Genomic DNA, 24710 nt, shown 5'->3' on the forward strand with positions numbered 1-24710 from the left:
GTTGAACAAACAGGAATTGTTATACGTGTTATAGAAAGTCATCTTAGGGAGGGATCCATGGATGTCAAACCTTGATAATGAAGAAATGCTAACAGGGGGGAATGTTTCTGATGTTTATCGTTCAGGAGATACTGTACGACGGGAATTAAAGCCTGATAGTCCCAAAATTCATAAGCTATTAAAGCATTTGGAGAATAAAGGTTTCAGTTATGCACCAAAGTTTTTAGGTATTGATGAAAAAAGAAGAGAAATATTATCATTTATTGAAGGAGAAGCTGGTAATTATCCTTTAAAGGAATACATGTGGTCAGATGATGTCTTAATGGAAATAGCGAAAATGCTCCGTCTTTATCATGATTCTGTCAGTGATTTTTCATTTGATGACAGCTGGCAACCGATTGATAACACCCCACATCAACCTGAGGTGCTGTGCCATAATGATTTTGCGATGTACAACATTATTTTTAATCATAAAAAACCAATGGGTATTATTGATTTTGATGTTGCTGGACCCGGTCCAAGACTTTGGGACATAGCTTACACACTTTATACTTGCGTTCCCTTAAGCAGATTTCATCTTTCTGAAGCAGGTGAGAAAGTTTATTACCATTCATTACAGCATGGTACCCGTATAAAACAAAGAATCAGATTGTTTCTTGAATCTTACGGTGAGGGAATAGAAGCAGACTATTTGGAAATGGTATTGCTGCGATTAGAAGGGTTATGTAAAACAATTACAAGAAAAGCCAGTGAAGGGGAGATTGCTTTTCAAAAGATGATAGAGGAAGGGCATCTTGAACATTATCAAAACGATATTAACTTCATTCGAGAACATGGAAAGGATTGGATGTAAGGGTGGGTTTTTGGTTTCAAACCTACAACATAGGCGAATAAAACCCCTTGGCCGCCAAGGGGTTTTATTTTTGATGGTTTTTTAAAGAGTGATTATGCCAACAATATTATGGATCAAGAATCTTTTTTTACAACAAAATAATAAAAACAAGATATTGAAAAGATTAAAAGTAAAAGAAGAAAATTTACTATAGTCAATTTATATTCACCTGTTTCTTAATTTTTTTAGGTTGTATCGACTCTTTACCGATAACTGGATTTGCTAAAAAGATCATTCTAAGCTTTTTATATTCAAATAATAGAAGGGAAATACTCATAAGTGTCAGTACAGAACTAATGCCGAGCGCTGGTATGCCAAAACAGTAATTAAGGATAGTGATATTTACTGTGATAGGCAGGTAAATAATATTCCCTAATGTTGCTGTTCTTGGAATTAATAATAACAAGGCTGCTGTTAATTCTCCGAATGCTATAAATAAATTATAAGTATGGGAGTAACCAAAGAAGTGCCAAGCTAATTGCATAGCGGAGTCCTTGGTGGAATCAAATATAAAATCCCCGGTGGAAAATTGTCCTGGATATATCTTGGCTATCCCATAAATGAAAAAGGTTAAAGCTAAATACCATCTAAACGCAGTAATCGTACTCATTTTAAGTTTCTTAAGGGAACTTTTCTTATTCATTATTTATCTATCCTACTTTCCATTTTAGTTATTCAATAAATCTGTTTTTTATATCTTGTGTCGGTATCATACAAGCACTTTTTTTACCAAACCAGGTATAACGGTTTTTTGCAATGAAACGGTAACCTTTATCCCGAATCAATTTAGGTATCATCCATAATGGAATGAGGCATTTTATAGGTCCTTTAAGTTTATTTAAAATGTGTAAGATAGCCGTAGATTCAGTGAATATTTGATCCTTATCAATTAAGATAATAGAATCCAACTCTTTATTAGTTAGATTGTGGCTTTCCATAATTGAGCGTGCTAACTCTGATTGAAGAGACAAAAATTTAAATATGCCATTTGGATCCCTTTTTATCACAAATTGGATCCAATGATTACACAAGTTACAAATACCATCAAACATAATTATGGGATGATTGTCTTTTTGGGCTCTCATAACATTTCCTCTCTTTAAGTATTTGTAAATATTATCTATAAAAATTATAATGTGGAAGTTAATAAAGTTCACCTAACAAAATTGTGAGATATGCTAACAATTTTGTCAGGTGAACTTCATATGTTTTAAGAAGAGTACCTAAATAAAGTCTAATCGTTTATAAACATGATGAACCGAAATCACTACTTTCTTGAATAGGGGAGAAGGGGTTATTTGTAAGTGAGTCGAAGTTAATAACATTAAGGAGAAAGAAAAATTATAAAGAAAGTGGGAGATCTATTGGATACAAAAGAGGTATTGAAGCGATTCGAACAGGTGGCTGCATACTATATTGAAGAGTTAAGTAAATATTCGCTGGATGAGTTTACGAGGAAGCCTTCTGAGGATGAATGGTCATTAGGACAAATGTACAATCATTTAATAAAGAGTACCCTTAGTCTCCATTTGAAAGCCGTTGAGCAATGTGTTAATGGCACTACTTCCGATGCCGGTGAAAAAACAGAAATAGGCGAGTCGATTTTCAAAGAAGGGACGTTTCCTCCAATCAGGTTAAAAGGTCCGGATACACCGGATTTCACACCGCCAAATCCTGCAGGAAAAGAAGAAGTAAAGGAAGGACTGCTTCAAATCGTTGAGAAAATGCAAGAAATCGAGAGAAAGCTCTCTGACATTCCGGCCAGCCAGAAAGTTCAGCACCGGAGAATGGGATATTTAAATGCAAAGGAATATTTTCAGCTAATCGAAATGCACTTCCGTCACCACTTCCGGCAAAAAGAACGTATCGATCAGTTTCTTTTAAAAGTAAGTAAGTAATCTTTATTGTTAAAGCATTTATTTGACCGTCGAGATATCAGCAGGAGCCCAGTGAGGGAGTTCCAAAGAGCTGGGAGGGTGCCATTCAAGTTAAACCAAGCAGTTTACAACGAAGGTTGATTATGAAACTGTTGAATGACGAATAGAATTATTCCGTTAAGAGTAACGAAAAAAGCCAATTTCTCAATTTTAATGCTGAGAAATTGGCTTTTTAATATCGGAATTTTCCTTAACGTTATAAATACCTCTTATAGAACTTCCCTAGTTTAATGGATAATGCTCGGAAAATTGCTTATTCGCAGGATTTCTAACCACATGGTATAGGCGGAATTTGCTTTGGCAGCTCTTTTTTCTTATGGAGCTAAAGGTTAATTTTAATAAGTAAAAGTTATTCTTTATAATGAATTAGAAATAAAAATATTGATATTTGATTCAATAGAAGGAAGGTTTTTGTATTGGATATTGAAAAATATAATTTGGTTAATCAAAATAATTGTAAAAAACCTAATTATAAAATAGATGATAAAGAAATATATTTTGATATTTATGTTAGCCCTGATAAAGAAGTGTGTATCATAGGCAGTTTAGACAACAATTATATTTGTTGGACTTCGATTACCATTCTTGATGAAAGTGATTTGATTGTTACGATTATCGATTACATATTGAAACGTAAACCTGTTATGGTTTCAAGTATCTCTTGCGCATTAGGATTTCGTTACGAAGAAGTAATGAACTGGCATAAATTTCGCATTTCCAAAAAACTGTATAGTGATGGTGAGTTTCGTTACTACTCACAAGCCAGTCCTGCCTATTTAGGAGATAACGAAATGTATCTTGCTAAATATATGTCAGGGGAAATAAACAGGTTTTATTATTTGGAGTTATCGAAGTGTAAATATCGTTTGATGGATAGCTATTATATTAAAATATTAGAAGGTTATAAAAAACTTTTAACACAGAAGGAAAATTACGAATACTATTACGAAATGAAACCTCTTATTTCCTTATTGAAAAGTGAAAGTTATCTGAAATTATCTCCGAATGAGGAAATAAGAAATATATACTTGGATTGTATGAAGGAATGTTCTAAACTATATAATCGCTATATGTCATCAGTAAGGTAAATGATTGAAATGATATATTAATTATAAATTGTTAGGGGAGATATATATGATTGAATACTTAAATGGAAAGGAATACTGGAACGGAAAGGAATGTACGGGCAATTTTGTGTATCGCACATTAGCGGATATGTTCCCTGAGGATTATGAACGATACCGAAAAGAATCAATGGAATTTAAAGAAAAGCATACTGTTTTACACTGCTCTCTTTGTTCTGATAAATGGGTTCATAATGACACCGATATGTCTACTTTTCAATGTCCTTCCTGCAAGTCCATAGAATTTGAAAAGTTATAAGCCCTTATTAAGTCTTTGTGATTGTGAATAAATGCAATTAAACTAAAGGGTGCGTTAGCTGAAGATCGGAGCTGTCATTAAGGGCGCTTTTTCTTTATGCAACAAAAGGGGCAAGTTAGTTCAACAACTGATACTTTAATAAGCCAGTGAAAACAACTTTTTTACGTGGTATATAATAAAAATGTAACTATCCGAACCTTTTAAGAGAGGCGAATAACATGAAGGTAGAAATAAGCCACTTCCCTCCAGAAGAAATAATAACTAAGCCTGGCCCAGAAGCCACTTATCCTTTTGAGATAACCGGTGAGTTCAAATATATCGTAGAGTTTTCTTGTTATATTGATGGGGATTATGCAGAAGCCCATGAAGAATTCTTTTGCAATTGGCTGGAGAGCCCAAATTATTACCCTATTTATTCACTTGCGGAAATCTATGATTTTCAACTAGAAGAGTACGAAGAGCTGTTTAAGAAGCAAAATATAGAGTTCAATTATATGAAGGGGAGTAGTAAAGACTCGTTCTTTGTAAAGGCAAATATCCGCAGCCCACAGCAATTTAAACAATATTATCCTTATTTACACGGGAATGGGAGCATGTTGAACCTATCATTATGGTCCTTAAAACAGGATGTCTTCAGACTAGAGGAAAGGGAACATGAGTCACCTTATCCCGTAAAAAGGACTAAAAATAACCGAACAAGACTTATTAAACTAAAATGGATAGCCAATACCCTGATAGCAACGTTAAATGAGAGTTCCACTATGTTTTGGGTAGGGCATGATGGCGATTATATAGCCGCATTCTCAAATGATGAAAACTTTTCAACAATAGACTCTCTTCAAAAAATAATGCCGGAAAAGGTTGAGCTGGTGACTGATTATGAATGGGAATAGTGTTTTCCCGGTGCTTTATTTCATTATCAAGAGCTGATCAGCAGCTCTTTTTCTTATGGAACTAAAGGGGCAGGGTAGTTAAACAAGAAAGTCGGGACCAATCATTTGCCTAATATAAATATATATGGATAAAGAGAGTTGAGCTTTTTAATTCAGCTAAAGTGTGCTTCGTACTGGAAAATGGTCACTGATTATCAATAACGCGATCTATATGAGCGAGCAAAAAATGAAGGCATCCTCATAAGAGAAGAAGAAGTCGTGTCAGAAAATAAATAATTCCCTATCAAAAAACCACACATCATGGTGTGGTTTTTCATTTTCTTCCTTTTATGCTTCTTTTACATCCATTTCCTTCATCATCGAACGCTCTTGGAGACTTTCGGAACGCATGCTATATGCCACGAGCTTCTTCTTGTCCTGTTTTACAACATCCACATGGTCGCCGTACACGAACACCAATAACTGAATATCCCTTTTGCCTTTTTTCGTATCAATGACCAATGGCTTCACACCACTCTTTGGCTGTAAAAATAAGGAATCGTTTCCGGGGAATATATGATTTTTCTTCAAAACCATCGCATGGTTAACATCCTGAATTACTTGGTTCTTCTCTTCCCCTTCCAATCGTTTTCCGTCCATCGTGATCACGGTATTCCCGTCACTAAGTGTTGGATGCATCTTAAATTTATTCAAAAGCCAATTGACGACATCGGTTGGAAGGCAGGTAACAACTAGTTTAAATATCGTCATAATAATGGTCAAAATCAAAACGGGTCCTGTCATTTTTTCATCATCTCCGTATGTTATAAATGCCTCATGATAAGTAGCTGCCTCTATATTACCAAAAGAATAGACATTTTTTATTCGAAAATATGTCCATTCTCGCAACGTTTTCCTTTTGGAGTGTGCGGTATAAACTAACGGACAGGGGTTGCTTCCGGAGCTCCTTTCATATGGAAAAGGATAGATTAGTTTAAGAAGCCTAGTGTATTCGTACTATGCATTAATTTCTTTTCAAATACCCACAATAAGAATACCTGTAGTAAAAGGAGTGCTACACTGGATACTTTATTTTCTTCAATTCACATAATCTTAACTGGTATTGCAGTCTTTTTCGCTGTCTATGGAAAAATCCTTATTTTTATCTTTGCTAAATTTGTAACTAGAAAAAAGGATAAAGGGATTATTCTATTATTTGTTTTCTTAGTTTATTTTAGAAAAATCCTAACTTCACAGTTTGTGTCAACTCTGAGATAATTCTTATAGAACCAACGGGTGCGTTAGCTGAAGATCGGAGCTGTTTTTAAGGCAGCTTTTTCTTTATGCATGTAAAGTGGGAAGATAATCCGATAATAAAAAAATACATATATAACGAGATTTGGTAAAATTAATTAGAGGAGAAGGGTGCTTTAATTATCTTGGTTATTTGTTTCTTTTCTGGAAATATGGCACAAGTGATTGACCCTGGAATAACAACTTTTCGTGTAGTGATGATATGTGGAATCATTATATCTTTTTCTTAGTGAGAAAGGACTTTGGAGAAAATTAGCTTTAGGTCTTAATATATTTGTTGGTTTAGTTTACTTTATGGCTGTTGAATTAATGAGAATAATATTCCAGGGTAATGGATTTTAAATTGTTTATTCAACAAACAGGTGCGTACTTCATTACCAGGAGCTGATCAACAGCTCCTTTTTCTTATGGGGATACCCTATAGTTCTCACATGTCACTGCAAAATTCTATATACTAAAATTAATTAAACTAGAATACAAGAAGAACCTTTAAATAGAAGTGTAATACGAGGAGGATCATATCATGCTTATTACGGAACGGCATCAATTAATTTTAAAGCTATTAAAAGAAAAGGAGAATGTTAAGATTCATGAGCTAGTAGAATTAACAAATACTTCAGAATCTACTTTGCGTCGTGATCTAGATCAATTAGAAAAGCAGAACTACTTAAAACGTGTACATGGTGGAGCTTCACTTTTACATAGTAAACGAGACGAACCAAGTGTGTTTGAGAAAATAACGCAGAACCTTGAGGAAAAAGCTAAGATAGCAAAATATGCGGCAGAACTAATTTTGGACGGCGACTGTGTTTATCTTGATGCTGGAACAACAACGTATCAGATGATCAAACATTTAAGACAAAAAGATATCGTTGTCATTACAAACGGAATTGATCATTTAGATGCATTACTTGAAAATGAAATATATACATATTTCATTGGTGGGTTTGTTAAAAAGATTACCAAAGCAACAGTTGGACGTTATGCATACGAAAGTATAAAAAAATACAGATTTGATAAGTGTTTCATGGGTACGAACGCTATTCATTATAATTTTGGATTGACTACCCCAGATCCAGAAGAGGCGCAAATAAAAGAAAGAGCCATCTTTTTGTCACGTGAGGCCTTTGTATTAGCAGATCATACAAAATTTGGAGAAGTATCATTTTCTAAGTTTGCAGATTTAAACCAGACGAAAGTTATTACGAATGAAGAAGGTACAATAACGTTAGGAAAATATAAGGAGAAAACGGAGATAATTATTGTGAGGGACTAAAAACTAAATTTGCTATCGTTGAAGGAAAGCTGGTATTCAAACTGTCTGATTCAGACAGTTTGAATACCAGCTTTTTTTGAAAATTCTGAAATTATTTTATTGAAAATTTTCCCCTTTGTTTTATCAATATAATAAAGAATGCTTGATTTATTGTAATGTGGCCAATTAATAATGAGGGAACATCTACTCCATGTATTAAACATTCCATTTGAAACGTTTAATATTTTATGTTATCAATATATTTTTTGTAATAATTGGAACCGTTGACAATTACAAGTAGCTCTAATATAATCAAAATCAATCAAAAACAACCAAAATCAATCAATTATAATTCTAATGTGTAAAGGGTAATTATATTGTTTGCAAGGGATGAAAGCGTTATCAATAAATAGTCAATGTGAAAAACTATCAAAATCAACCATACTTCCATTGTTTCAACCAAAAATATTCATTTAAGGAGGTGATCTAGTTTAAGAGATTGAGAGCGGTAACAATTTCTCGTTCAGTAGCTAATTATTTTCATCTTCAAAAACTAGGGGGGACTAATATGGTGAATTATGTAAAAGTAATAGGAATGCTAGTTTTGGCGTTTGTAATTGCCGCGATGACGGCATGTAGTGGGGCTAGTGAATCATCAAATGGATCAACAGACGGTAACGAAGGACAAAAAGGTAACAAACAATTAACGATCGGTGTAGCGGTGGGTAGTTTAGCAAACCCTTTCTTCGTCTCCATGGCTAAAGGTGCTGAAGAAGCAGGAAAAGAATTAGGTGCTGAAGTTCTAGTTGAAAGCGCTGAATATGATTTAGCCAAACAAGCAGCTCAAATTGAAAACTTTATTACGAAAAAGGTAGATATCATTCTTTTAAATGCTGTTGATACAAAAGGAATTGCGGCAGCTGTTCAACAGGCCAAAGCTGCTGATATTCCAGTAGTTGCTGTAGATACTAATGCTGAAGGTGGAGTCGATGCCACTGTTACTTCAGACAACTATCAAGCTGGTAAACTGGCCGGAGAATATGTGATTGAACAATTAGGTGGAAAAGGAAAAATAGTTATTATTGATGGACCTCCTGTTTCGGCTGTATCTGATCGTATTCAAGGATTTGAAGATGCAATAAAGGATTCCGAAATTAAAGTTATCGCGAAGCAAAATGGAGAAGGGAATCGCGAGAAGGCATTAACGGTGATGGAAAGCATTTTACAAGCTAATTCATCAGGCTCTATTGACGCTGTATTTGCGATTAATGATCCAGAAGCAATTGGTGTTGAAATTGCTCAAGAGCAAGCGAATCGTAAAGATGAATTTTTCATTGTCGGAGTGGACGGTGCTCCTGAAGCCACAGAAGCAATGGCAAAGGAAGGAAGTACAATTGCTGCTACTTCAGCTCAGTCACCTAGTAACATGATCAAAAAAGCTGTTGAAATCGGAATGAAAGTGAAAACTGGTGAAGAGGTTGAGGAGCTTATTAAAGTTCCAGTTGAGATTGTGACTCAAGATACATTAGATTCTTACCAAGGTTGGTAAGATTCTTTCAATAAATAGGCTGATAAGGATTCCTCCTTTAATCAGCCTATTCAAATCAATATAAGGGGTGAGATAAAGGTATGGCTGTGAATGAAATGTCCCTTAAAGGCCAACAAATTCTAAAAAAGCCAGTGTTGAATATGGAAGGGATTGGTAAGACATTCTCGAGTGTAACCGTATTGAACAATGTGAGAATTGAACTTTATCCAGGTGAAGTACATGCATTAATGGGAGAGAATGGAGCTGGAAAGTCAACTTTCATGAAAATCCTCGCAGGCATTCATACACCTGATGACAATGGTGGGAAAATCTACTTGAAAGGTCAACCAATTTTATGGAAGGACCCTACTGATGCAAGGAACAAAGGAATTAGTGTTATTCATCAGGAGTTAAACCTTTCTCCTAATTTAACAATAAGTGAAAATATCTTAATGGGTTCCACCTTTCCTAGAAATGGTTTAGGAATGGTGAAATGGGATAAGGTCCATGAACGTGCCCAAGAGGTGTTAGATTCAATGGGGTCGAATCTAAATCCACGCCAATTGGTTTCGACCTTAAGTGTTGCTCAACAACAAATGGTCGAGATCGCCCGAGCATTATCCTTTAATGCAGAGGTACTCATAATGGATGAACCAACCGCCTCTTTAACAGATAAAGAAATAAAAAAGCTGTTTGAAATTATCGATGATTTGAAAAAGCAGGGAGTTGCCATTGTATATATCTCTCACAGAATGGAAGAAATCTTTAAAATTTCTAATAGGTTCACTGTATTACGTGACGGCGAATGGATTGCAAGTGGGCCGATTGAAGAGACAAATCCTGATCATCTCGTAAAGTTGATGGTAGGACGGGATTTAAAGGACTTGTTTAATCGGTCAAAAGCCTTTGGCACAAAAAATCCAAAGGAAGTTTCACCTGTACTTGAATTGAGAAATGTTTCTGATAACACAATTGTAAAGAATGTATCTTTAAAAATTTACCCAGGTGAAATTGTTGGTTTAGCGGGGCTTGTTGGTGCTGGCAGAACAGAATTGGTTAGGGCCATTTTCGGTTTGTCCGAGTTGAAAAGTGGCGAAATATTGGTTGATGGTCAATCTGTTAAAATCAAATCCGCAATAGATGCTATTGCTAATAGGATTGCACATGTACCTGAAAGCAGGAAAGAACAAGGGTTATTTTTATCAATGTCCGTAAAAGAAAACATCATAATGGCTGAATTGAAAAAACACGCTAAAGCAGGAATTGTTAGTTGGAAGCAAGCAAATGAAAGCGCTAACCAATATATTGAAGACTTAAATATAAAAATAGCTTCCCCAGAACAGCAAGTATCAAACTTAAGTGGTGGGAATCAACAAAAGGTAGTGATCGCTAGGTGGCTATCAATTGCACCAAAGGTATTACTACTGGATGAGCCAACACGAGGGGTTGATATAGGTGCCAAGACTGAAATCCACAAGATTGTTTCAAAGCTTGCAGATGAAGGATTGGCCGTTTTAATGATATCATCTGAACTTCCTGAAGTATTGGGGGTAAGTGATCGAATACTTGTCATGAGTGAAGGAAGGTTAACAGGCGAGCTTTCGAAGGAAGAAGCTACACAGGAAACTATTATGCGTTTAGCTACCATAGGGGGAAGAGAGAAATGAGAGGGAATACGCAAACTATTACACATTCACAACGCCTAAATATAGGAAATGTCCTTTATTCTTTATGGAATAGGCTTGGCATGATCATGATTTTATTAATATTGTGTGGAGTACTTTCATTTACAGCACCAAATTTTTTAGATACAGCCAATTTATTGAATGTATTAAAACAAGTTTCCATTATTGCTATTTTAGCTGCTGGGATGACAATCGTTATTTTAACTGGTGGTATTGATTTATCAGTTGGTGCAACAGTTGCTCTATCTGGCGTTATCTCAGTCATGGTCTCTTCTGCAGGAGTTAATCCTATAATTGCGATGTTATCAGGCGTACTAGTAGGGTATGCAGTAGGACTGATTAATGGGTTTCTTACAGCCAAAGCAAAGTTACCAGCATTTATTGTTACACTAGGCAGCTTCACATATGTTCGTGGACTCGCTTATGTCATTAGTGGCGGTTATCCAATTGTTTTACAAAACGAAACATTTAAATTCATCGGTGGTGGAAGTATTTTCGGAATCCCCACTCCTATTTATATCATGTCTTTAGTATATGTCGTGATGTTTTTTGTTCTTAAATATACGATGTTCGGTCGTCATATTTATGCGATTGGTGGCAATGAAGAGGCAGCTCGGTTAACTGGAATTAAGGTTGAAAAGTCTTTAATCAATGTGTATTCGATTAGTGGTTTACTAGCTGGTTTAGGAGGAGTCGTTTTAGCGGGAAGGTTGTTTTCTGGACAGCCAACTGCTGGTCAAATGTATGAGTTAGACGCAATTGCTGCTGTTATTCTAGGAGGAACAAGTTTAACAGGTGGAAAAGGGAAAATAATAGGAACAATTATTGGGGTTTTAATTATGGGGGTAATCAGTAATGGGTTAACTCTAATGGATGTCAACTATTATTGGCAGTTAGTTGTAAAAGGTGGAGTTATTGTAGCAGCCGTTTTATTAGATCGATTGCGCGGAAATAGTCCAGCATAACGATCATATGTCATTTTAGATTTTAAAAAAGGGATGTGAAATAAAAGTGAAGAGGATCATTAGTATTCTACTAATATGTTCAACTGTCACTTGTTTACCATTTAATCGTGCATATGCAGAAGACCCTGGGTATTATAATGAACCATACCGTAATCAATTTCATTTTTCTCCTGAAGCTAACTGGATGAATGACCCGAATGGTATGGTTTTTTATAAAGGTGAATATCATTTGTTTTATCAATATCATCCGTATGGAACGACATGGGGACCGATGCATTGGGGGCATGCTGTCAGTAAAGATCTTGTTAATTGGGAGCATTTGCCGATTGCTTTATCGCCGGATGAAAACGGTCAGATTTTCTCGGGGAGTGCTGTTATTGATTGGAACAATACAGCTGGCTTTGGAAAAGAAGCAATGGTTGCCATCTTTACGCATGCAGGGGATAAGCAAGTCCAAAGTATAGCGTATAGCCTAGATAAAGGTAGAACTTGGGAAAAGTATAAAGGGAATCCCGTAATGCCAGACCCTCCTATACAAGATTGGCGCGATCCTAAAGTATTTTGGCATGAAGAATCAAACCAATGGGTTATGTCGTTAGCGGCTAAGGATAAGATCATGTTTTATACCTCACCTAATTTAAAAGAGTGGGAGTATGCAAGTGAATTCGGCGAAGATGGTGGAATACAAGCAAATAGCTTAGACAGAACTTCTTATAGCATGTCATCCCAGACAGGTGAATCATTTAGCTATGAGGGAAATATTACGCTTAATGAGAAGAATGGGAGAGAAGGAGCAGGCGGTTTAGTTTTTCGGTCAGACAGGCGTGCAAAGAACGGCTATATTGCGAGCTTAGATGCCAAAAACGATGTCATAACATTAAGTAAGAATGTAGATGGAACAAACGAGGAAATTGCGAGAAAACCTTTTACCCTCAAAACTTCAACTACCTACCATGTGAAGGTGGAAACAGATGGGGATCAAATTCAAGTCTCTGTAAACGATCAATCCGTTATAAAAAAAACAGATATAGAATTCGATTATGGATACTATGGATTGTCAGCGTGGAATTCAACGGCTGCCTTTCGAAATGTGGAGTTCAAGAATACATCTAACTTTGAAACCAATTTATCAAAATGGACAAATGTAAATGGAAGCTGGGAGAACACGATGGATGGAAAAAGTGGAACCTCTACAGAGGATGCTTTTGTAATGAGCGGTCAAACAGGGGATAACTTTTTTTATGAAGCAAACATTGAGATATCTGGGGAAAAAGGTGGCAATGGAGCCGGCTCGCTCGTTTTTCGTGCAGATCCTCATGCAACAAACGGTTATATGGCGAATATCGATGCTTTAAACGATACAATAAAAATCATGAAAATCGAAAATGGAGACAAATCCATTCTAGCTGAAAAAACAATAAATCTAGATACAGATAAAAGGTACCATTTAAAAGCAAGCACTCATGGAAAAAATATTAAAATTTTTTTAGATGGTAATCTAATTCATGATGTAAATGATTCAACTTTTTCGTCAGGACATTTTGGCTTAAATGTTTGGAATTCATCCACGTTATTCCAAGATGTTCAAGTTGGTAAGAACATCATGACAAATGAGAAGGAAGTTACTAATCATGACTTTGAGACAGGTGATCTAACTGGGTGGAGTACAATCGAAGGTAATGCTTTCACAAAAGATCATGTGACAAATGTACCATCTTACTGGGGAGGGGATTTCGGCCACCAAGGAAACTACCACCTATGGGGGTTTACTGATCTTCAAAAGGGAGATGACGCAACAGGTGAACTGCACTCCTCATATTTTAAACTAGGTGGCTCTGGAGAAATCAACTTTCTGTTGGGCGGTGGTAATGATATCAACAACCGCTATGTTTCGTTAGTTAGAGCCTCTGATGATCAAGAATTAATTCGACAAGCCAATACCAAATTTAAAGAAGAAAAATATCAAAAATACGTCTGGGATGCGTCTAAATACATTGGAGAAGTGTTATATATTAAAGCTGTAGACAAAGCTACAGGTGGTTGGGGTCATATAAACATGGATGATGTTAATGTTTATAATGAAGGGGCCATGCCAAATGAAGTAGACCAAGTTGCCAAAGAGCCTGAGAAAGGCGATTCGAAAGAAAGCGGCATCCTTACAGACTGGTCTGCTGTTTCTGGAGAGTGGATACCTTCTACTCATGGCAGTAACGGAGGGATTTGGGAATGTCCTACTCTAATCGAATTACCAATTGATGGTGACCCTTCAAAAACAAAATGGGTACTACAGGTAAGCATTAATGATGGCGCTCCTGCAGGCGGGTCAGGTATGCAATATTTTGTAGGTACCTTTGACGGGAAAACGTTTAAAAATGAAAACCCTTCCAATCAAGTGTTATGGACTGACTACGGTGCAGATTTTTATGCCGCAGTAGATTGGAGCGGAATTGAGGGTAAGAATGGCGAAAAATATTGGATTGGCTGGATGAGTAATTGGCTATATGCAAATCATACACCAACTTCGACTTGGAGAAGTTCAACGACATTGCCAAGAAAGATGGAGCTAACTCAGACAGATGAAGGTTTACGTTTAAAACAAACACCAGTTTCTTTAAAAACCATTCGAGATAAGAGTGAAAAAATTTCATATAAAAATAAAGTCATATCTGGTGAAAGTAATCTCCTATCCAAACTATCAGAAGATACATTTGAAATGATAGCTGAGTTTGATGTAGATGATATAAAAGCAACTGAATTCGGCTTTCAAGTTCGTAAAGGAGCAACTGAATATACGACTATTGGCTATGATGTTGCCACCAAACAATTATTCGTAGACCGTTCAAATTCAGGAAGCTTTGATTATGGGAACAATGTGGTCGGTAAGCATGACGGACCGTTAAATGCATTAAATGGGACTGTTAAAATGCATATTTTCATTGACCGATCTGCTGTAGAAGTGTTTGGAAACAAAGGTGAAACGGTTATTTCTGATCAAATTTTCCCGGATCCATCAAGTAAAGGATTACAAATTTATAGCAAGGGTGGAGAAGTTACATTAAAGTCTTTGAAAATATACCCTTTAAAGAGTATATGGAAAAGATAAAGACTACATTTCAATCCTATTAAAGATGGGTTGATAGTAAGAGTTTATGAAGGCTGTCGAAAATGATCGATAGCCTTTCATTTTACCTAAATCACAAGAATGGAGATGTAATGTAAATGAATAAAACAAACCGCGCAGTCATATGCGTTGGGGAGCTTTTGATCGATTTTTATTGTACAGATATTGATGTTAATTTAATGGAAGGTAATCATTTTCTAAAGAAAGCAGGGGGTGCACCAGCGAATGTCGCAGCTGCTATTTCAAAGCTAGGTGGGGAAGCGAGTCTTATTGGAAAAGTAGGAAATGACCCATTTGGATTATTTTTAATAGAAACGATAAAAGAGGTGGGGGTTGATACATCGATGATTGTTACTGATGATTTGGCACCAACTACTTTAGCATTTGTTTCTTTACAAGCAAATGGTGAAAGGGATTTTGTATTCAATAGAGGAGCGGATCGAAATTTAACAGAGGATAACTTATACCTAGATAGATTAAGTGGTGCAAAGATCATTCACTTTGGATCTGCAACTGCATTTCTGGAAGACCCTTTTAAAACAACTTATTTAAAGGCAATGGAATTTGCACAAAATAGGGGGATATTTCTATCGTTTGACCCTAACTTCCGGCATGATTTATGGAAAAATAGAGTGGCTGAATTTATTAGTTTAGCCAGAAAGGGTATATCAATGGCTGACTTTGTAAAAGTAAGCGAAGTAGAGCTTGAACTAATCACGGGAAAAATGGATAAATATGATGGAATAGCAATGCTCCATCATTTAGGGGCAAAAATAGTGGCCGTTACCCTTGGATGGGAAGGCACTCTTCTTTCAAATGGAAGTGGAATGAGTGTAATAAACAGTGTCGAAGTAAATTCAATTGACTCAACTGGTGCTGGTGATGCATTTGTCGGTGCTGCTTTATTTCAATTTGCAAATCTTGAGTCCTATGACACAATTCTTAGTGATTTTAGTAAACTTAAAGAGATCATTCTTTTTGCAAATAAAGTGGGTGCTGCCGTGTGTACGAAGGTAGGAGCGATTTCTTCTCTACCAAACGAAGAAGATATATATAAGATTTAGTCTACATCGTATTGTTTCGGATTGTGAAAAAATTGCGATAGGAGGTCTAGGTGTTTCGCGATTTTTAGAGGTATTCGAAGAGGAACTGATGCTCATGGAATTACAAAGCATATACAAGACGGAATCAATAGACAACATTCAATACCGAATCTATACGGAAAAGTCAAAACAGTATTCATTTACCGAAAAGGTAAGTATGTAACTGCGTCTTTAATTAAATTCATCAATATGAAATGTGATGAGGAGGAATTGTTAGATAATAAAAGGTTAATTTAAATGGAGTGATATTTTCTTCAATTTACAAAGATTGTGAAGGAATGTACTTAAACTAACCGGTGCTTTAGTTCAAGAAGCTAAAGGCATAAAGGCAGCAATTATTATCATTATTTTGTTCTTCCGCAATCGGGCGTTTTAATTGAACAAGCAGCTAAAAAGGATCTTCGTTTGAAGATCCTTTTTCAATGCCGATAATCAATGATTATGTTAAGTTCATTTCAAAATCATCTCGATATGCAATACAATATTTTAAGAAATATTTTTCAATTCCTCAGTTAAACGTAGAAATTCTTCTTTGTTTCGGTCCTGTAATGACTGGTCAATCTCTTTTCGGATTTGCTCTTTTCGGAAATTACGAAGGGCGTTGTTTAACACCATTTCAGCAAATTCAGAAACCTTGGCGCTTACTTCAGGTTGTGGTGTCGTATTAACCAAATTCCTTTCCATAGGAAACCAACTCCTTGACCTTTTTTTTATTATACCTAAAATTTTCAGATTATTCAAATATTTTGCTTGGTAGTTCCATAGTATCTATTGCCACTGAGTTTACATCTGAAAGTTTAAACTCAGTGAAACCTTCAGTTTTGTGACTTAAACAAGAATATTTTTAATGAATTTCAAAAACTTTTATTCTTTCAGTTTACTTAATCGTTAATCTATACTATTTCCTGATGCTACCCCTTATAGAACTAACGGGTGCTTTACTTCATCATTATCAGGAGCTGATCAGCAGCTCCTTGCAACTTAGGGGCAGTTAGTTTATAAGACTTTTAGAATCAAACTATCAGTTGAAACCTTTTTAGGGAAAATCTCGTATACAGATTTAGGAAAATGTTTTTTAGAAACAGGAGGAACAGGTTATGTTTATAGGGGATATTATATTTCAAGTTATTGTTTTCGGAGGTATAGCATTAATTTTAGGTGTTTTAGGTTATTTATTTTTAAAGAGGACCAAGAAAAGCTAATTAAATTTCTAATTCAAGTAACGGGTGCGTTAGCTGAAGATCGGAGCTGTCTTTAAGGCAGCTTTTTCTTATGGCACTATAGGTGCAGTTTAGTTCAATAAAATAAGATTCCAAAAAAACACAACTTTTATTTAGCTAATACGTCTAAGTATTGAACATTCAAGAAAAGGAGGGGTGGTAACTTGTCGGAGTACAGAAAAAAGGAAATTGCAGATTGGTATGACCAACATAGTAAATCCATTTTAAGTTTTATTTTATTGATGGTTAAGGATTATCCACAAGCAGAGGATTTGACCCATGATACCTTTGTAAAAGCGTATTTATATCATAATTCATTTAATCAGCATTCCAGTGAAAAAACATGGCTATTCAGTATCGCTCACAATTTAACGGTTGATTTTTTAAGAAAACGCAAACCTAGCAGGTTCTTTAAAGAAGTATTTCTTTTGCAAAAGGACAATAACTCATTGCCTGAAGAAATGATTCAAATAAAAGAGGAATCATTTGAACTATATAAAGCGTTAGGGGAAATCAAAGATACATATCGAAAGGTGATCGTTTTAAGAAAAATCAAAGGTTTTTCTATTGAAGATACGGCAAAGATATTGAGTTGGTCCGAGAGTAAAGTTAAATCGACTCTTTTTAGAGCTATTCCAGCATTGAAAAAACAATTAATAAAGGAGGGGTATTGGGATGAAAAAGCAATATGAAGATACTGATTTTGATAGTTCCTTAAAGAAATTAAATTCCGATCTAATGTGGAAAACAAAACAAAAACAAGAACTGAAAAACCGAATTTTAACTGATATTGAAAATTTGGAATCCCAAGAGAGAAATAAGCACCCTATCCTATTAACTCGTATTAAAAAAGGAAGTGTGATTCGGAAATTAGCATACTCTAGTATCGCTCTGGTCATATTATTTAGTTTATTTATAGGTTTAGCAAGTTCTCCAGCCATGGCAAAAGTTGCGTCTCATATTCCAATCATAGGAACCTTTTTCAATGATGCTAGTGATGAAGGCTTAAAAATAGCAGGGAAAAAGGGCTTAACTCAAATTGTAGACCAATCCTCAAGGGATAATGGGATTACCTTAACAATGAATGAAATTTTTTATGACGGAACACGCCTTACATTTGGGTATACGCAAGAATCATTGTTCGCGATTGGTGAGCTTGAACGGCCGACCATTGAAGTGAATGGAAAGGAAATTAACTTCAGTTCTAGCACTTCAGGGGATTTTGTCACACCGCAGAAATATAAGGGATTGATGGATATTAACCCAACCGAAGAACTCCCAGAGGAGTTTGATATCAAGATAAGAATTGACGCTGTCGGTCTTATTCCAGGAAAGTGGGAGTTCGAATTTCCGGTGAAGCAATCGAATGACGTGACAGTTATTCGCCCACAGGAAGTTAAAATGATTGAACAGGCACAGGTTCAAATTGCTTCTTTGAAGCTCGGCCCAGCAGGTACTGATCTTGCTGTTAAAGTAACGGCAGATGAAGAAAATAACAAACTCGATCCATATAAGTTGAATTTTTATATTATAGATGAGATAGGGAATGTGTTAGACACTGTAAGTGGAAGTGGCTATGGAGATAAAGAAAACGGTAAAGAAAAGGCTACTCTTGATTTTCTCTATACGCCTTTAAAAGAGGGAACAAAAAAGGTTAGAATTATTCCTTATTCAATTCATATGTCAGAAGGGCGTGAAGAAGTTTCTATTCAGTTAGATGATCAAAGTTTGCCTTTTATGTTAGATCAAGGTGATTTTGGGAAGGTTCTTATAACAGATATAACCTATCTAGAAGATAAGATGATTGTGCATTTTGACGTTCAAAGTGATGCCATCGTCGACAATAAACTTTTAAGAAATCCAATATGGCTAGAAGATGCTAACGGGAAAAACTTAATGGTAGAAGACAATCCATTTGCAGAAAGGATCAAGGGAAACAGTTTTAAGCAAGAATTTGCAACTGGTGAGAAAGAAGGTTTACAGCTTAAAACTGATAAATTACCAAAACCAACTATGTATGAAGAATTTGAAATTGAAATACCATAATTTAGTTTAGCCATTTCCAACTTTGAAAAGCGACTTTTTTAGTTATAAAACGGGGGCCTTTATGAAGTAACAAAAGCCTAATTTCTTATTAACGAGAAGTTAGGCTTTTGTATATTTAAATTTTCTTAACGTTGTAAATCCACCTTTCCTGACGCTACCCCTTAAAGGAGATAAGGATTTAATAACTCATTTATGAATTGATTAATTAAACGTGATGAAGAAATGTATTGGGAAATTAAAAATTCCTCTGTTTGCCTTATGGGTGTTACATCTGGTCTTTATCAAATGTTTCCTAACCTTTTTCTTGTAAATACATCTTATTTTATAAGAAATGTTGTATTTATTGGCCTAATTGGAATCATCTTTACTATATAGAAAGTACAAAAGTAAATGAAAAAAAGTCCATATTATTATTGGAATCTTGTTAATTTGTTCAGGAATTATATTTGATAATCTAATGGTGTAAGACCATCCTTAATCAGCTAACAGTGCGTTCCTTTCAATATCAGGAGCTGATCAGCAGCTCTTTTTCTTATAGTGAAAGAAAAATAAAACTTTGTTGTTCAAATTTCGTAGATGATAATACCAAGAATAAATTAGGAGTTGTTTATATGTTTGATGTTGCGTTGTTATTTATTATTGCTTTTGCTGGAGGAATTATTGCTATTATTGGTTTCATCGTAATATTAAGTCGAAGGATTTCAGAACCCAAGAAAGTACTTCAGCAAAGAATAGATAAGCTCGAAGAAGAGGTTTGGAAATTAAAAAATCAAAAATAACAATCTAAGATTTAATGAACTAACGGGTGTTTACTTCAATAAGGCAGGTTGCTGAGGTAGCCTTTTTCTTATGGAACTATAGGTGCAGTTTAGTTCAACAAGCCTTAATTAAGAAACATCTCCATTTCAAACTTATTTAGAGCAAGGTTATTTCTTGCTTTTTTATTTGTGTTTTAAAGTTGCTTTTTATTCAAAAAGGGTATTTTTTATTGAAAAATAATACTTTTAGTGTAAAATTACACTAAAAAGGAGTATTTAGTATATATGGAAAAAGAAGAGTTCATCAATTTAATATCAGAAAAAATGAAACTTGTCCGAACAGAACAAGGTTTTTCTCAAGATAAGATGTCTGAAATTCTAGGGATTTCAAAAAAAACACTAGTTCAAATTGAAAAAAGAAGAACAGAAGCCAATTGGACCACCGTTGTTGCATTTTGTGCTTTGTTTAATCATAGCGAATTGTTGATATCATCAATAGGTGACAATCCAGTAGATTTTGTTCAGTTAATTGCTAGCAAAAATGGTGGTACGCCTAAAGAAAAAACAATGGGTGGTAAGATATGGTGGAAAGAGATCGAGTATAGAGGTGATTTTCGTTTGCAACAAAATTTGATTAGTAACCATTACCGTATATTGTATCAATATGATTATCGTTGGCATAGTTCTTTTAATAAAGAAGAGAGTTTAAGTCGTTTAAATGAATTACAGGAGGCGGGGACTATCGAGATAGACAGAGGTACAGGGATGGGGAAATATGAAGAATAAGATTTTAATAACAATATTGATAATCAGTATAGGGTTTAATTTGTTTTTATTTGGAAGATGGTATATTTTTGAACATGCGTATGAACCGTCCGAAAGTGAACAGGTCATTTTAAGTGAAATGGTGCTGAAAACAATTGAGATTAAAGAGTATAAAAAGTTAGCAGAAAAAGAGAATATTATTGCTATTGATGCAAACATGGATAAAAATAAAGGGGGAAAGTTCCCCTACTATTTTGGAGTAAGTGTCCGTACTGACATACAAACTTATCTGTTTGCTTGCAGTAATGAACAATGCTCAGAAATGGAAAGCGCAGGCACGACCTATTCTCGATATAAAGACGAAGATCCCCGAATTCCATTTGGAAAATAGAGAAAAGTCAAAAATAACTCAAATAAAAGAAAGCCTCCTTCCTTACATAACAAGGATCGTAGGCTTTCTTCATTCTTATAGGTGTTTAATTTCCATATCGACTTTTTTAATAGGATTACTTTTTGGGTTTTTTATTTAAAATAGTGCGCAGTTCATTGATATCATCATCAGATAGGGTATCTTCGTGAATGAATTGGACAAGCATGGATTTCATGGTCCCTCCATAGATACGTTTGATAAATGATTCGGTCTCGGCACGCTGGCACTCTTCCTGTGAATAGAGCGGGTAAAAGGTGTAAACTCTTTGATCTTTATTGACACCTACTACATCTTTTTGAACTAATCGATCGAGAAGGGTCCGTATGGTTTTCGGTTTCCAATCGGTACTTTCCTGTAAGGAAAGTATGATGTCATTCGCTGTTTGAGGGGCTTTATCCCAAAGTACGTTCATGATTTCCCATTCTGATTCTGATATACTAGGAATGTTTTTCTCCATATTTCTCCCCTTCATTTTCATTATAGATTCCTAAATCTTTTAAAATTGATAAAGTGATTTCTCCCGCTTTGCTTCCGGATGAATCATCTTCATTTTGTATATTGGTAGCAAAGAAATAAGTGTTGTTCTTCGTCTCTACATACCCGATAAACCAACCATTGATGTTTTTTCCATTCACTGCTCCTGTGCCTGTTTTTCCTGATAGGCGAGCTTCTTCATTCTTTTCTAAGAGTAGTGCTTCCTTCACGGCTTGGATATGCCTTTCCTTATATTCAAATTGATTGTTATAAAAGGCTTGCAGCAGTTGGACTTGTTCGACAGGAGAAATTTTTAATGAGGATTCATTCCAGAATTCACTAAATTCCCCAGATACATCGGAATTCCCATAGTTTATCTCTTGTAGATTGGATTGAATTGTTTCAAATCCTGTTCGACGATCTAATTCTTGGAAATACCAGTTTACAGATTTTTGTAAAGCAGATGAGACATCCTGATCCATATTCCAAGCTTCATAGGGTTGCTCCGTCCCATCCCATGAAAGTTTGGATTCTTCGGGTGATATCACATTTGATTCTAGAGCAAATAAGGCACTATAGATTTTGTATGTGGAATCAGGTGATATCCGCAAAGTGCTTTTTTCTTCATTATAAATGCGATATTGCTGTGCGTTATGATCATATAAAACAAAGCTTCCATCATACCCTTTAAAGAATTGCTGTAAATCCTCATAAACCACTCCGTCATTTTTAAAATAGTATCGGTCGTTTTCCGTAGCAAATGCGGAAACGAAAGGTAATTGGATTGTCAAAATGATACTGGCCAACACATAAATGAAGACGCTTTTTCTTAATGATTTTTTTGCGGAATGCTTATAGGCAGAAATTTGTTCAATTCGTTTTTTGATTTGAAGCTTCGAACCGTTTAATTGTGTCACCAACTGTAGATTACTTGACCGTTTTGAAAGATCCAAAAAATTAATGATAGTATTTCCATATTCACTAATGGAATGATCATCCAGTAACTGTAAAACAGATGTATCACATGCGATTTCCCGATCCAATCTCATTTCTCTAAAAGCAAGCCAAACAAGGGGATTAAACCAATAAATGATTTGATAGAACAATATCACGTAATTTGTCAGCAAATCCTTGTTTTTATAGTGATTCAGTTCATGAAGAAAGATATACTCGTAATTTTTCAAGCTAAGCCAGTTTTCATGCTGAGAAGGTAAGACGATATATGTTTGAAAAAGCCCGAATATCATTGGAGATTGGACTCTATTCGAAATAACAATCTCTATTGGTTTTTTTATCTGCAGTCTTTTCTTGCATTCTTCGAAAAGCAGGAGAACTTCTTGATTGGAAAACGGAGAAGAATAATTCTTTATCCTTCTGATTGTGAGCCATCCACGAACCATAGTAAAGGTAAATAAAAGCATCCCTGACAACCATAAACCCATCACTCCCCTATTAAGTAAGGACAGGTCCGGCCGATTGACCGATACAGAAAAGTCTTGTATGAGGTGTAGGCCCTGCATCATATCAGTCCCAGTTTTTTTCATATTAGAGCTGGGTACATTAATCTGATTTATATCCCCGCTGCTAAAGAGAGAGCTAAAATTATATAAATCAGTAGGTATGAATGGAAGTGCTAAAGCCATAAAAAGGAACATCCACAAATGATAGTGCCATTTTGCTGTTAATTGTCTTCCAAACCATTTTCGTATAAGGAGGATAACAGTAACGGAAAATGAAGACACCAATAGACCTATTATAAAGTAGGTTAGAAACATGTCCTTCAATACCACCTCTCTTGACTTTTAAATTTTAAAAAACAGGTATATAGCAAATTTATAGTGGCTTGATGGTAAAAAAATAAAGAATTGACTTTGTTTGATTACGTATGTAATACTATACTACAGATGTAATCGGACTACAAATGTAATCTGTTGAAACTCCTTGCATGAGGTTGTTTTTTCAATCCGTACATAAGAGTCTAATCAAATAATTAGGAGGTTTATATCATGAACAAAAGATGGTTTTATCAAATACTGGCACTAATGGGCTTGGTGCTTATGGTTGCAGGCTGCTCAGATGAGGAAAAACAGGTTGTACAACAATCGGAAACAGAACAAACCGGGGGAACTAACCAAACATCGGAAAATAATACGGCAAAAGAAGCCACAATCAAGAAATTTGAACAACTTGAGAAGGAATATGATGCAAAGCTTGGGGTCTATGCCATTGATACAGGAACGAAAAAAACCGTGGAATTTCATGAGAACGAACGATTTGCGTTTACATCTACTCATAAGGCTCTGGCTGTAGGGGCACTTTTACACCAGAAATCAATAGAAGACCTTAATCAAAGAATTACCTATACCAGTGAGGATCTTGTTAATTATAATCCGATTACCGAAAAGCATGTTGATACGGGGATGACTCTTAAGGAGCTTGCTGATGCTTCGCTTCGATACAGTGACAATACTGCTGGAAACCTTATCCTTGAACAACTGGGGGGACCGGCTGGATTTAAAAAAGTACTGGAGGGAATTGGAGATAATGTTACCAACCCTGAGCGAATCGAGCCAGATTTAAATGTAGTTAATCCTGGTGAAACGCATGATACGAGTACACCAATAGCACTTGCTACTAGTCTTCAGGCTTTTACATTGGGAGATGCACTTCCAACTGAGAAACGTGAACTTTTAATAGATTGGATGAAGAGAAATACTACTGGAGATGCGTTAATTCGTGCTGGAGTGCCGAAAGGTTGGGTAGTGGCTGATAAGACTGGAGCGGGATCATATGGTACGCGAAATGACATTGCGATCATTTGGCCATCAAAAGGAGATCCTATTGTTCTTGCTGTACTTTCAAGTCGTGATGAAAAAGAGGCTGATTATAACGACGAGCTTATTGCTGAGGCAACAGAAGAAGTAATTAAGGCCCTTAAAGTCAAAGGTAAATAGAAATATGA

23 protein-coding genes and 1 pseudogene are annotated in these 24710 nt (G+C 35.5%); 18 read left to right on the forward strand and 6 right to left on the reverse strand.

Translation table 11 applies throughout. The annotated features are described in order from the left end of the window. The first annotated feature begins 61 nt into the window (after positions 1-61). Complete coding sequence (locus tag ACFX4H_RS15170) at positions 62-853, forward strand: phosphotransferase (protein WP_249598882.1); 792 nt, start codon at positions 62-64, stop codon at positions 851-853. Positions 854-1046: 193 nt separating this feature from the next. Here the strand turns inward: ACFX4H_RS15170 and ACFX4H_RS15175 are convergent, their stop codons facing one another. Together ACFX4H_RS15175 and ACFX4H_RS15180 are read right to left on the reverse strand one after the other, a co-directional pair. Continuing rightward, positions 1047-1535: a hypothetical protein gene (locus ACFX4H_RS15175; RefSeq protein WP_249598883.1), complete on the reverse strand. Its 489-nt coding sequence runs from the start codon at positions 1533-1535 to the stop codon at positions 1047-1049. A 28-nt stretch (positions 1536-1563) separates the two neighbouring features. Further along, a complete protein-coding gene (locus ACFX4H_RS15180) occupies positions 1564-1977 on the reverse strand; it encodes a thiol-disulfide oxidoreductase DCC family protein (protein WP_249598884.1) in 414 nt (137 codons plus the stop codon). Between the two features lie 279 nt (positions 1978-2256). On the opposite strand from ACFX4H_RS15180, the gene ACFX4H_RS15185 reads away from it, so the two are divergent. The 4 genes from ACFX4H_RS15185 to ACFX4H_RS15200 all read left to right on the forward strand — a co-directional run bounded on the left by ACFX4H_RS15185 (position 2257) and on the right by ACFX4H_RS15200 (position 5105). After that, positions 2257-2790 (forward strand): DinB family protein, encoded by a 534-nt coding sequence (locus tag ACFX4H_RS15185; protein ID WP_377435742.1) that lies wholly within the window; start codon positions 2257-2259, stop codon positions 2788-2790. Positions 2791-3245: 455 nt separating this feature from the next. Further along, positions 3246-3917 carry a hypothetical protein gene (locus ACFX4H_RS15190; protein ID WP_377435743.1) on the forward strand — a complete coding sequence of 224 codons (672 nt, stop codon included), beginning with the start codon at positions 3246-3248 and terminating at the stop codon, positions 3915-3917. A gap of 46 nt (positions 3918-3963) precedes the next feature. After that, positions 3964-4212: a hypothetical protein gene (locus ACFX4H_RS15195; protein ID WP_377435744.1), complete on the forward strand. Its 249-nt coding sequence runs from the start codon at positions 3964-3966 to the stop codon at positions 4210-4212. Positions 4213-4430: 218 nt separating this feature from the next. Then, positions 4431-5105: a hypothetical protein gene (locus ACFX4H_RS15200; protein ID WP_095679802.1), complete on the forward strand. Its 675-nt coding sequence runs from the start codon at positions 4431-4433 to the stop codon at positions 5103-5105. Between the two features lie 327 nt (positions 5106-5432). On the opposite strand, the gene ACFX4H_RS15205 is transcribed toward ACFX4H_RS15200, so the two are convergent. Next, positions 5433-5888 (reverse strand): YfmQ family protein, encoded by a 456-nt coding sequence (locus ACFX4H_RS15205; RefSeq protein WP_283783754.1) that lies wholly within the window; start codon positions 5886-5888, stop codon positions 5433-5435. A 1033-nt stretch (positions 5889-6921) separates the two neighbouring features. On the opposite strand from ACFX4H_RS15205, the gene ACFX4H_RS15210 reads away from it, so the two are divergent. From ACFX4H_RS15210 to ACFX4H_RS15240, 7 genes and pseudogenes are all read left to right on the forward strand, one after another. Continuing rightward, on the forward strand, positions 6922-7674 hold the full coding sequence (locus ACFX4H_RS15210) for a DeoR/GlpR family DNA-binding transcription regulator (RefSeq protein WP_377435745.1): 753 nt from the start codon (positions 6922-6924) through the stop codon (positions 7672-7674). Positions 7675-8221: 547 nt separating this feature from the next. Next, positions 8222-9202, forward strand: a complete 981-nt coding sequence (locus ACFX4H_RS15215) for an ABC transporter substrate-binding protein (protein WP_377435746.1) — start codon at positions 8222-8224, stop codon at positions 9200-9202. Positions 9203-9282: 80 nt separating this feature from the next. Continuing rightward, a complete protein-coding gene (locus ACFX4H_RS15220) occupies positions 9283-10848 on the forward strand; it encodes a sugar ABC transporter ATP-binding protein (protein WP_377435747.1) in 1566 nt (521 codons plus the stop codon). Further along, on the forward strand, positions 10845-11831 hold the full coding sequence (locus ACFX4H_RS15225; protein ID WP_098186659.1) for an ABC transporter permease: 987 nt from the start codon (positions 10845-10847) through the stop codon (positions 11829-11831). The genes ACFX4H_RS15220 and ACFX4H_RS15225 overlap by 4 nt, the downstream gene beginning before the upstream one ends. Positions 11832-11886: 55 nt before the next feature. Beyond that, positions 11887-12513, forward strand: a pseudogene (locus ACFX4H_RS15230) (glycoside hydrolase family 32 protein); the annotation flags it as partial. 1407 nt (positions 12514-13920) lie between these two features. After that, entirely contained in the window at positions 13921-14934 is a 1014-nt protein-coding gene (locus ACFX4H_RS15235) for a glycoside hydrolase family 32 protein (RefSeq protein WP_377435817.1), read from the forward strand. A gap of 116 nt (positions 14935-15050) precedes the next feature. Further along, positions 15051-16016, forward strand: a complete 966-nt coding sequence (locus ACFX4H_RS15240; protein ID WP_283866525.1) for a carbohydrate kinase family protein — start codon at positions 15051-15053, stop codon at positions 16014-16016. Positions 16017-16541: 525 nt separating this feature from the next. Here the strand turns inward: ACFX4H_RS15240 and ACFX4H_RS15245 are convergent. Beyond that, positions 16542-16739: an IDEAL domain-containing protein gene (locus ACFX4H_RS15245; protein ID WP_034304560.1), complete on the reverse strand. Its 198-nt coding sequence runs from the start codon at positions 16737-16739 to the stop codon at positions 16542-16544. A gap of 700 nt (positions 16740-17439) precedes the next feature. Here ACFX4H_RS15245 and ACFX4H_RS15250 point away from each other — a divergent pair. From ACFX4H_RS15250 to ACFX4H_RS15270, 5 genes are all read left to right on the forward strand, one after another. Beyond that, the gene (locus ACFX4H_RS15250) at positions 17440-17967 is read left to right on the forward strand and encodes an RNA polymerase sigma factor (protein WP_034304558.1); all 528 of its coding nucleotides are present in this window, start codon (positions 17440-17442) and stop codon (positions 17965-17967) included. After that, the gene (locus ACFX4H_RS15255; protein ID WP_377435748.1) at positions 17951-19321 is read left to right on the forward strand and encodes a DUF4179 domain-containing protein; all 1371 of its coding nucleotides are present in this window, start codon (positions 17951-17953) and stop codon (positions 19319-19321) included. Before ACFX4H_RS15250 ends, ACFX4H_RS15255 begins: the two co-directional genes overlap by 17 nt. 611 nt (positions 19322-19932) lie before the next feature. After that, positions 19933-20100 (forward strand): hypothetical protein, encoded by a 168-nt coding sequence (locus tag ACFX4H_RS15260; protein ID WP_328138211.1) that lies wholly within the window; start codon positions 19933-19935, stop codon positions 20098-20100. 264 nt (positions 20101-20364) lie between these two features. Further along, a complete protein-coding gene (locus ACFX4H_RS15265; RefSeq protein ID WP_377435749.1) occupies positions 20365-20865 on the forward strand; it encodes a helix-turn-helix domain-containing protein in 501 nt (166 codons plus the stop codon). Further along, positions 20855-21235 (forward strand): hypothetical protein, encoded by a 381-nt coding sequence (locus tag ACFX4H_RS15270; RefSeq protein ID WP_377435750.1) that lies wholly within the window; start codon positions 20855-20857, stop codon positions 21233-21235. Before ACFX4H_RS15265 ends, ACFX4H_RS15270 begins: the two co-directional genes overlap by 11 nt. Before the next feature lie 115 nt (positions 21236-21350). Here the strand turns inward: ACFX4H_RS15270 and blaI are convergent, their stop codons facing one another. After that, positions 21351-21731 (reverse strand): penicillinase repressor BlaI, encoded by a 381-nt coding sequence (blaI, locus tag ACFX4H_RS15275; RefSeq protein ID WP_034304552.1) that lies wholly within the window; start codon positions 21729-21731, stop codon positions 21351-21353. Then, positions 21712-23523 carry a BlaR1 family beta-lactam sensor/signal transducer gene (locus tag ACFX4H_RS15280; protein WP_249598894.1) on the reverse strand — a complete coding sequence of 604 codons (1812 nt, stop codon included), beginning with the start codon at positions 23521-23523 and terminating at the stop codon, positions 21712-21714. Before ACFX4H_RS15280 ends, blaI begins: the two co-directional genes overlap by 20 nt. Before the next feature lie 231 nt (positions 23524-23754). Here ACFX4H_RS15280 and bla point away from each other — a divergent pair, with 231 nt between their 5' ends. Further along, positions 23755-24702 carry a class A beta-lactamase gene (gene bla / locus ACFX4H_RS15285; protein WP_377435751.1) on the forward strand — a complete coding sequence of 316 codons (948 nt, stop codon included), beginning with the start codon at positions 23755-23757 and terminating at the stop codon, positions 24700-24702. Positions 24703-24710 lie beyond the last annotated feature (8 nt).

Origin of the sequence: Peribacillus sp. YIM B13477, from assembly GCF_042787955.1 — a bacterium.
In the GTDB taxonomy this organism is placed as follows: domain Bacteria; phylum Bacillota; class Bacilli; order Bacillales; family DSM-1321; genus Peribacillus; species Peribacillus frigoritolerans.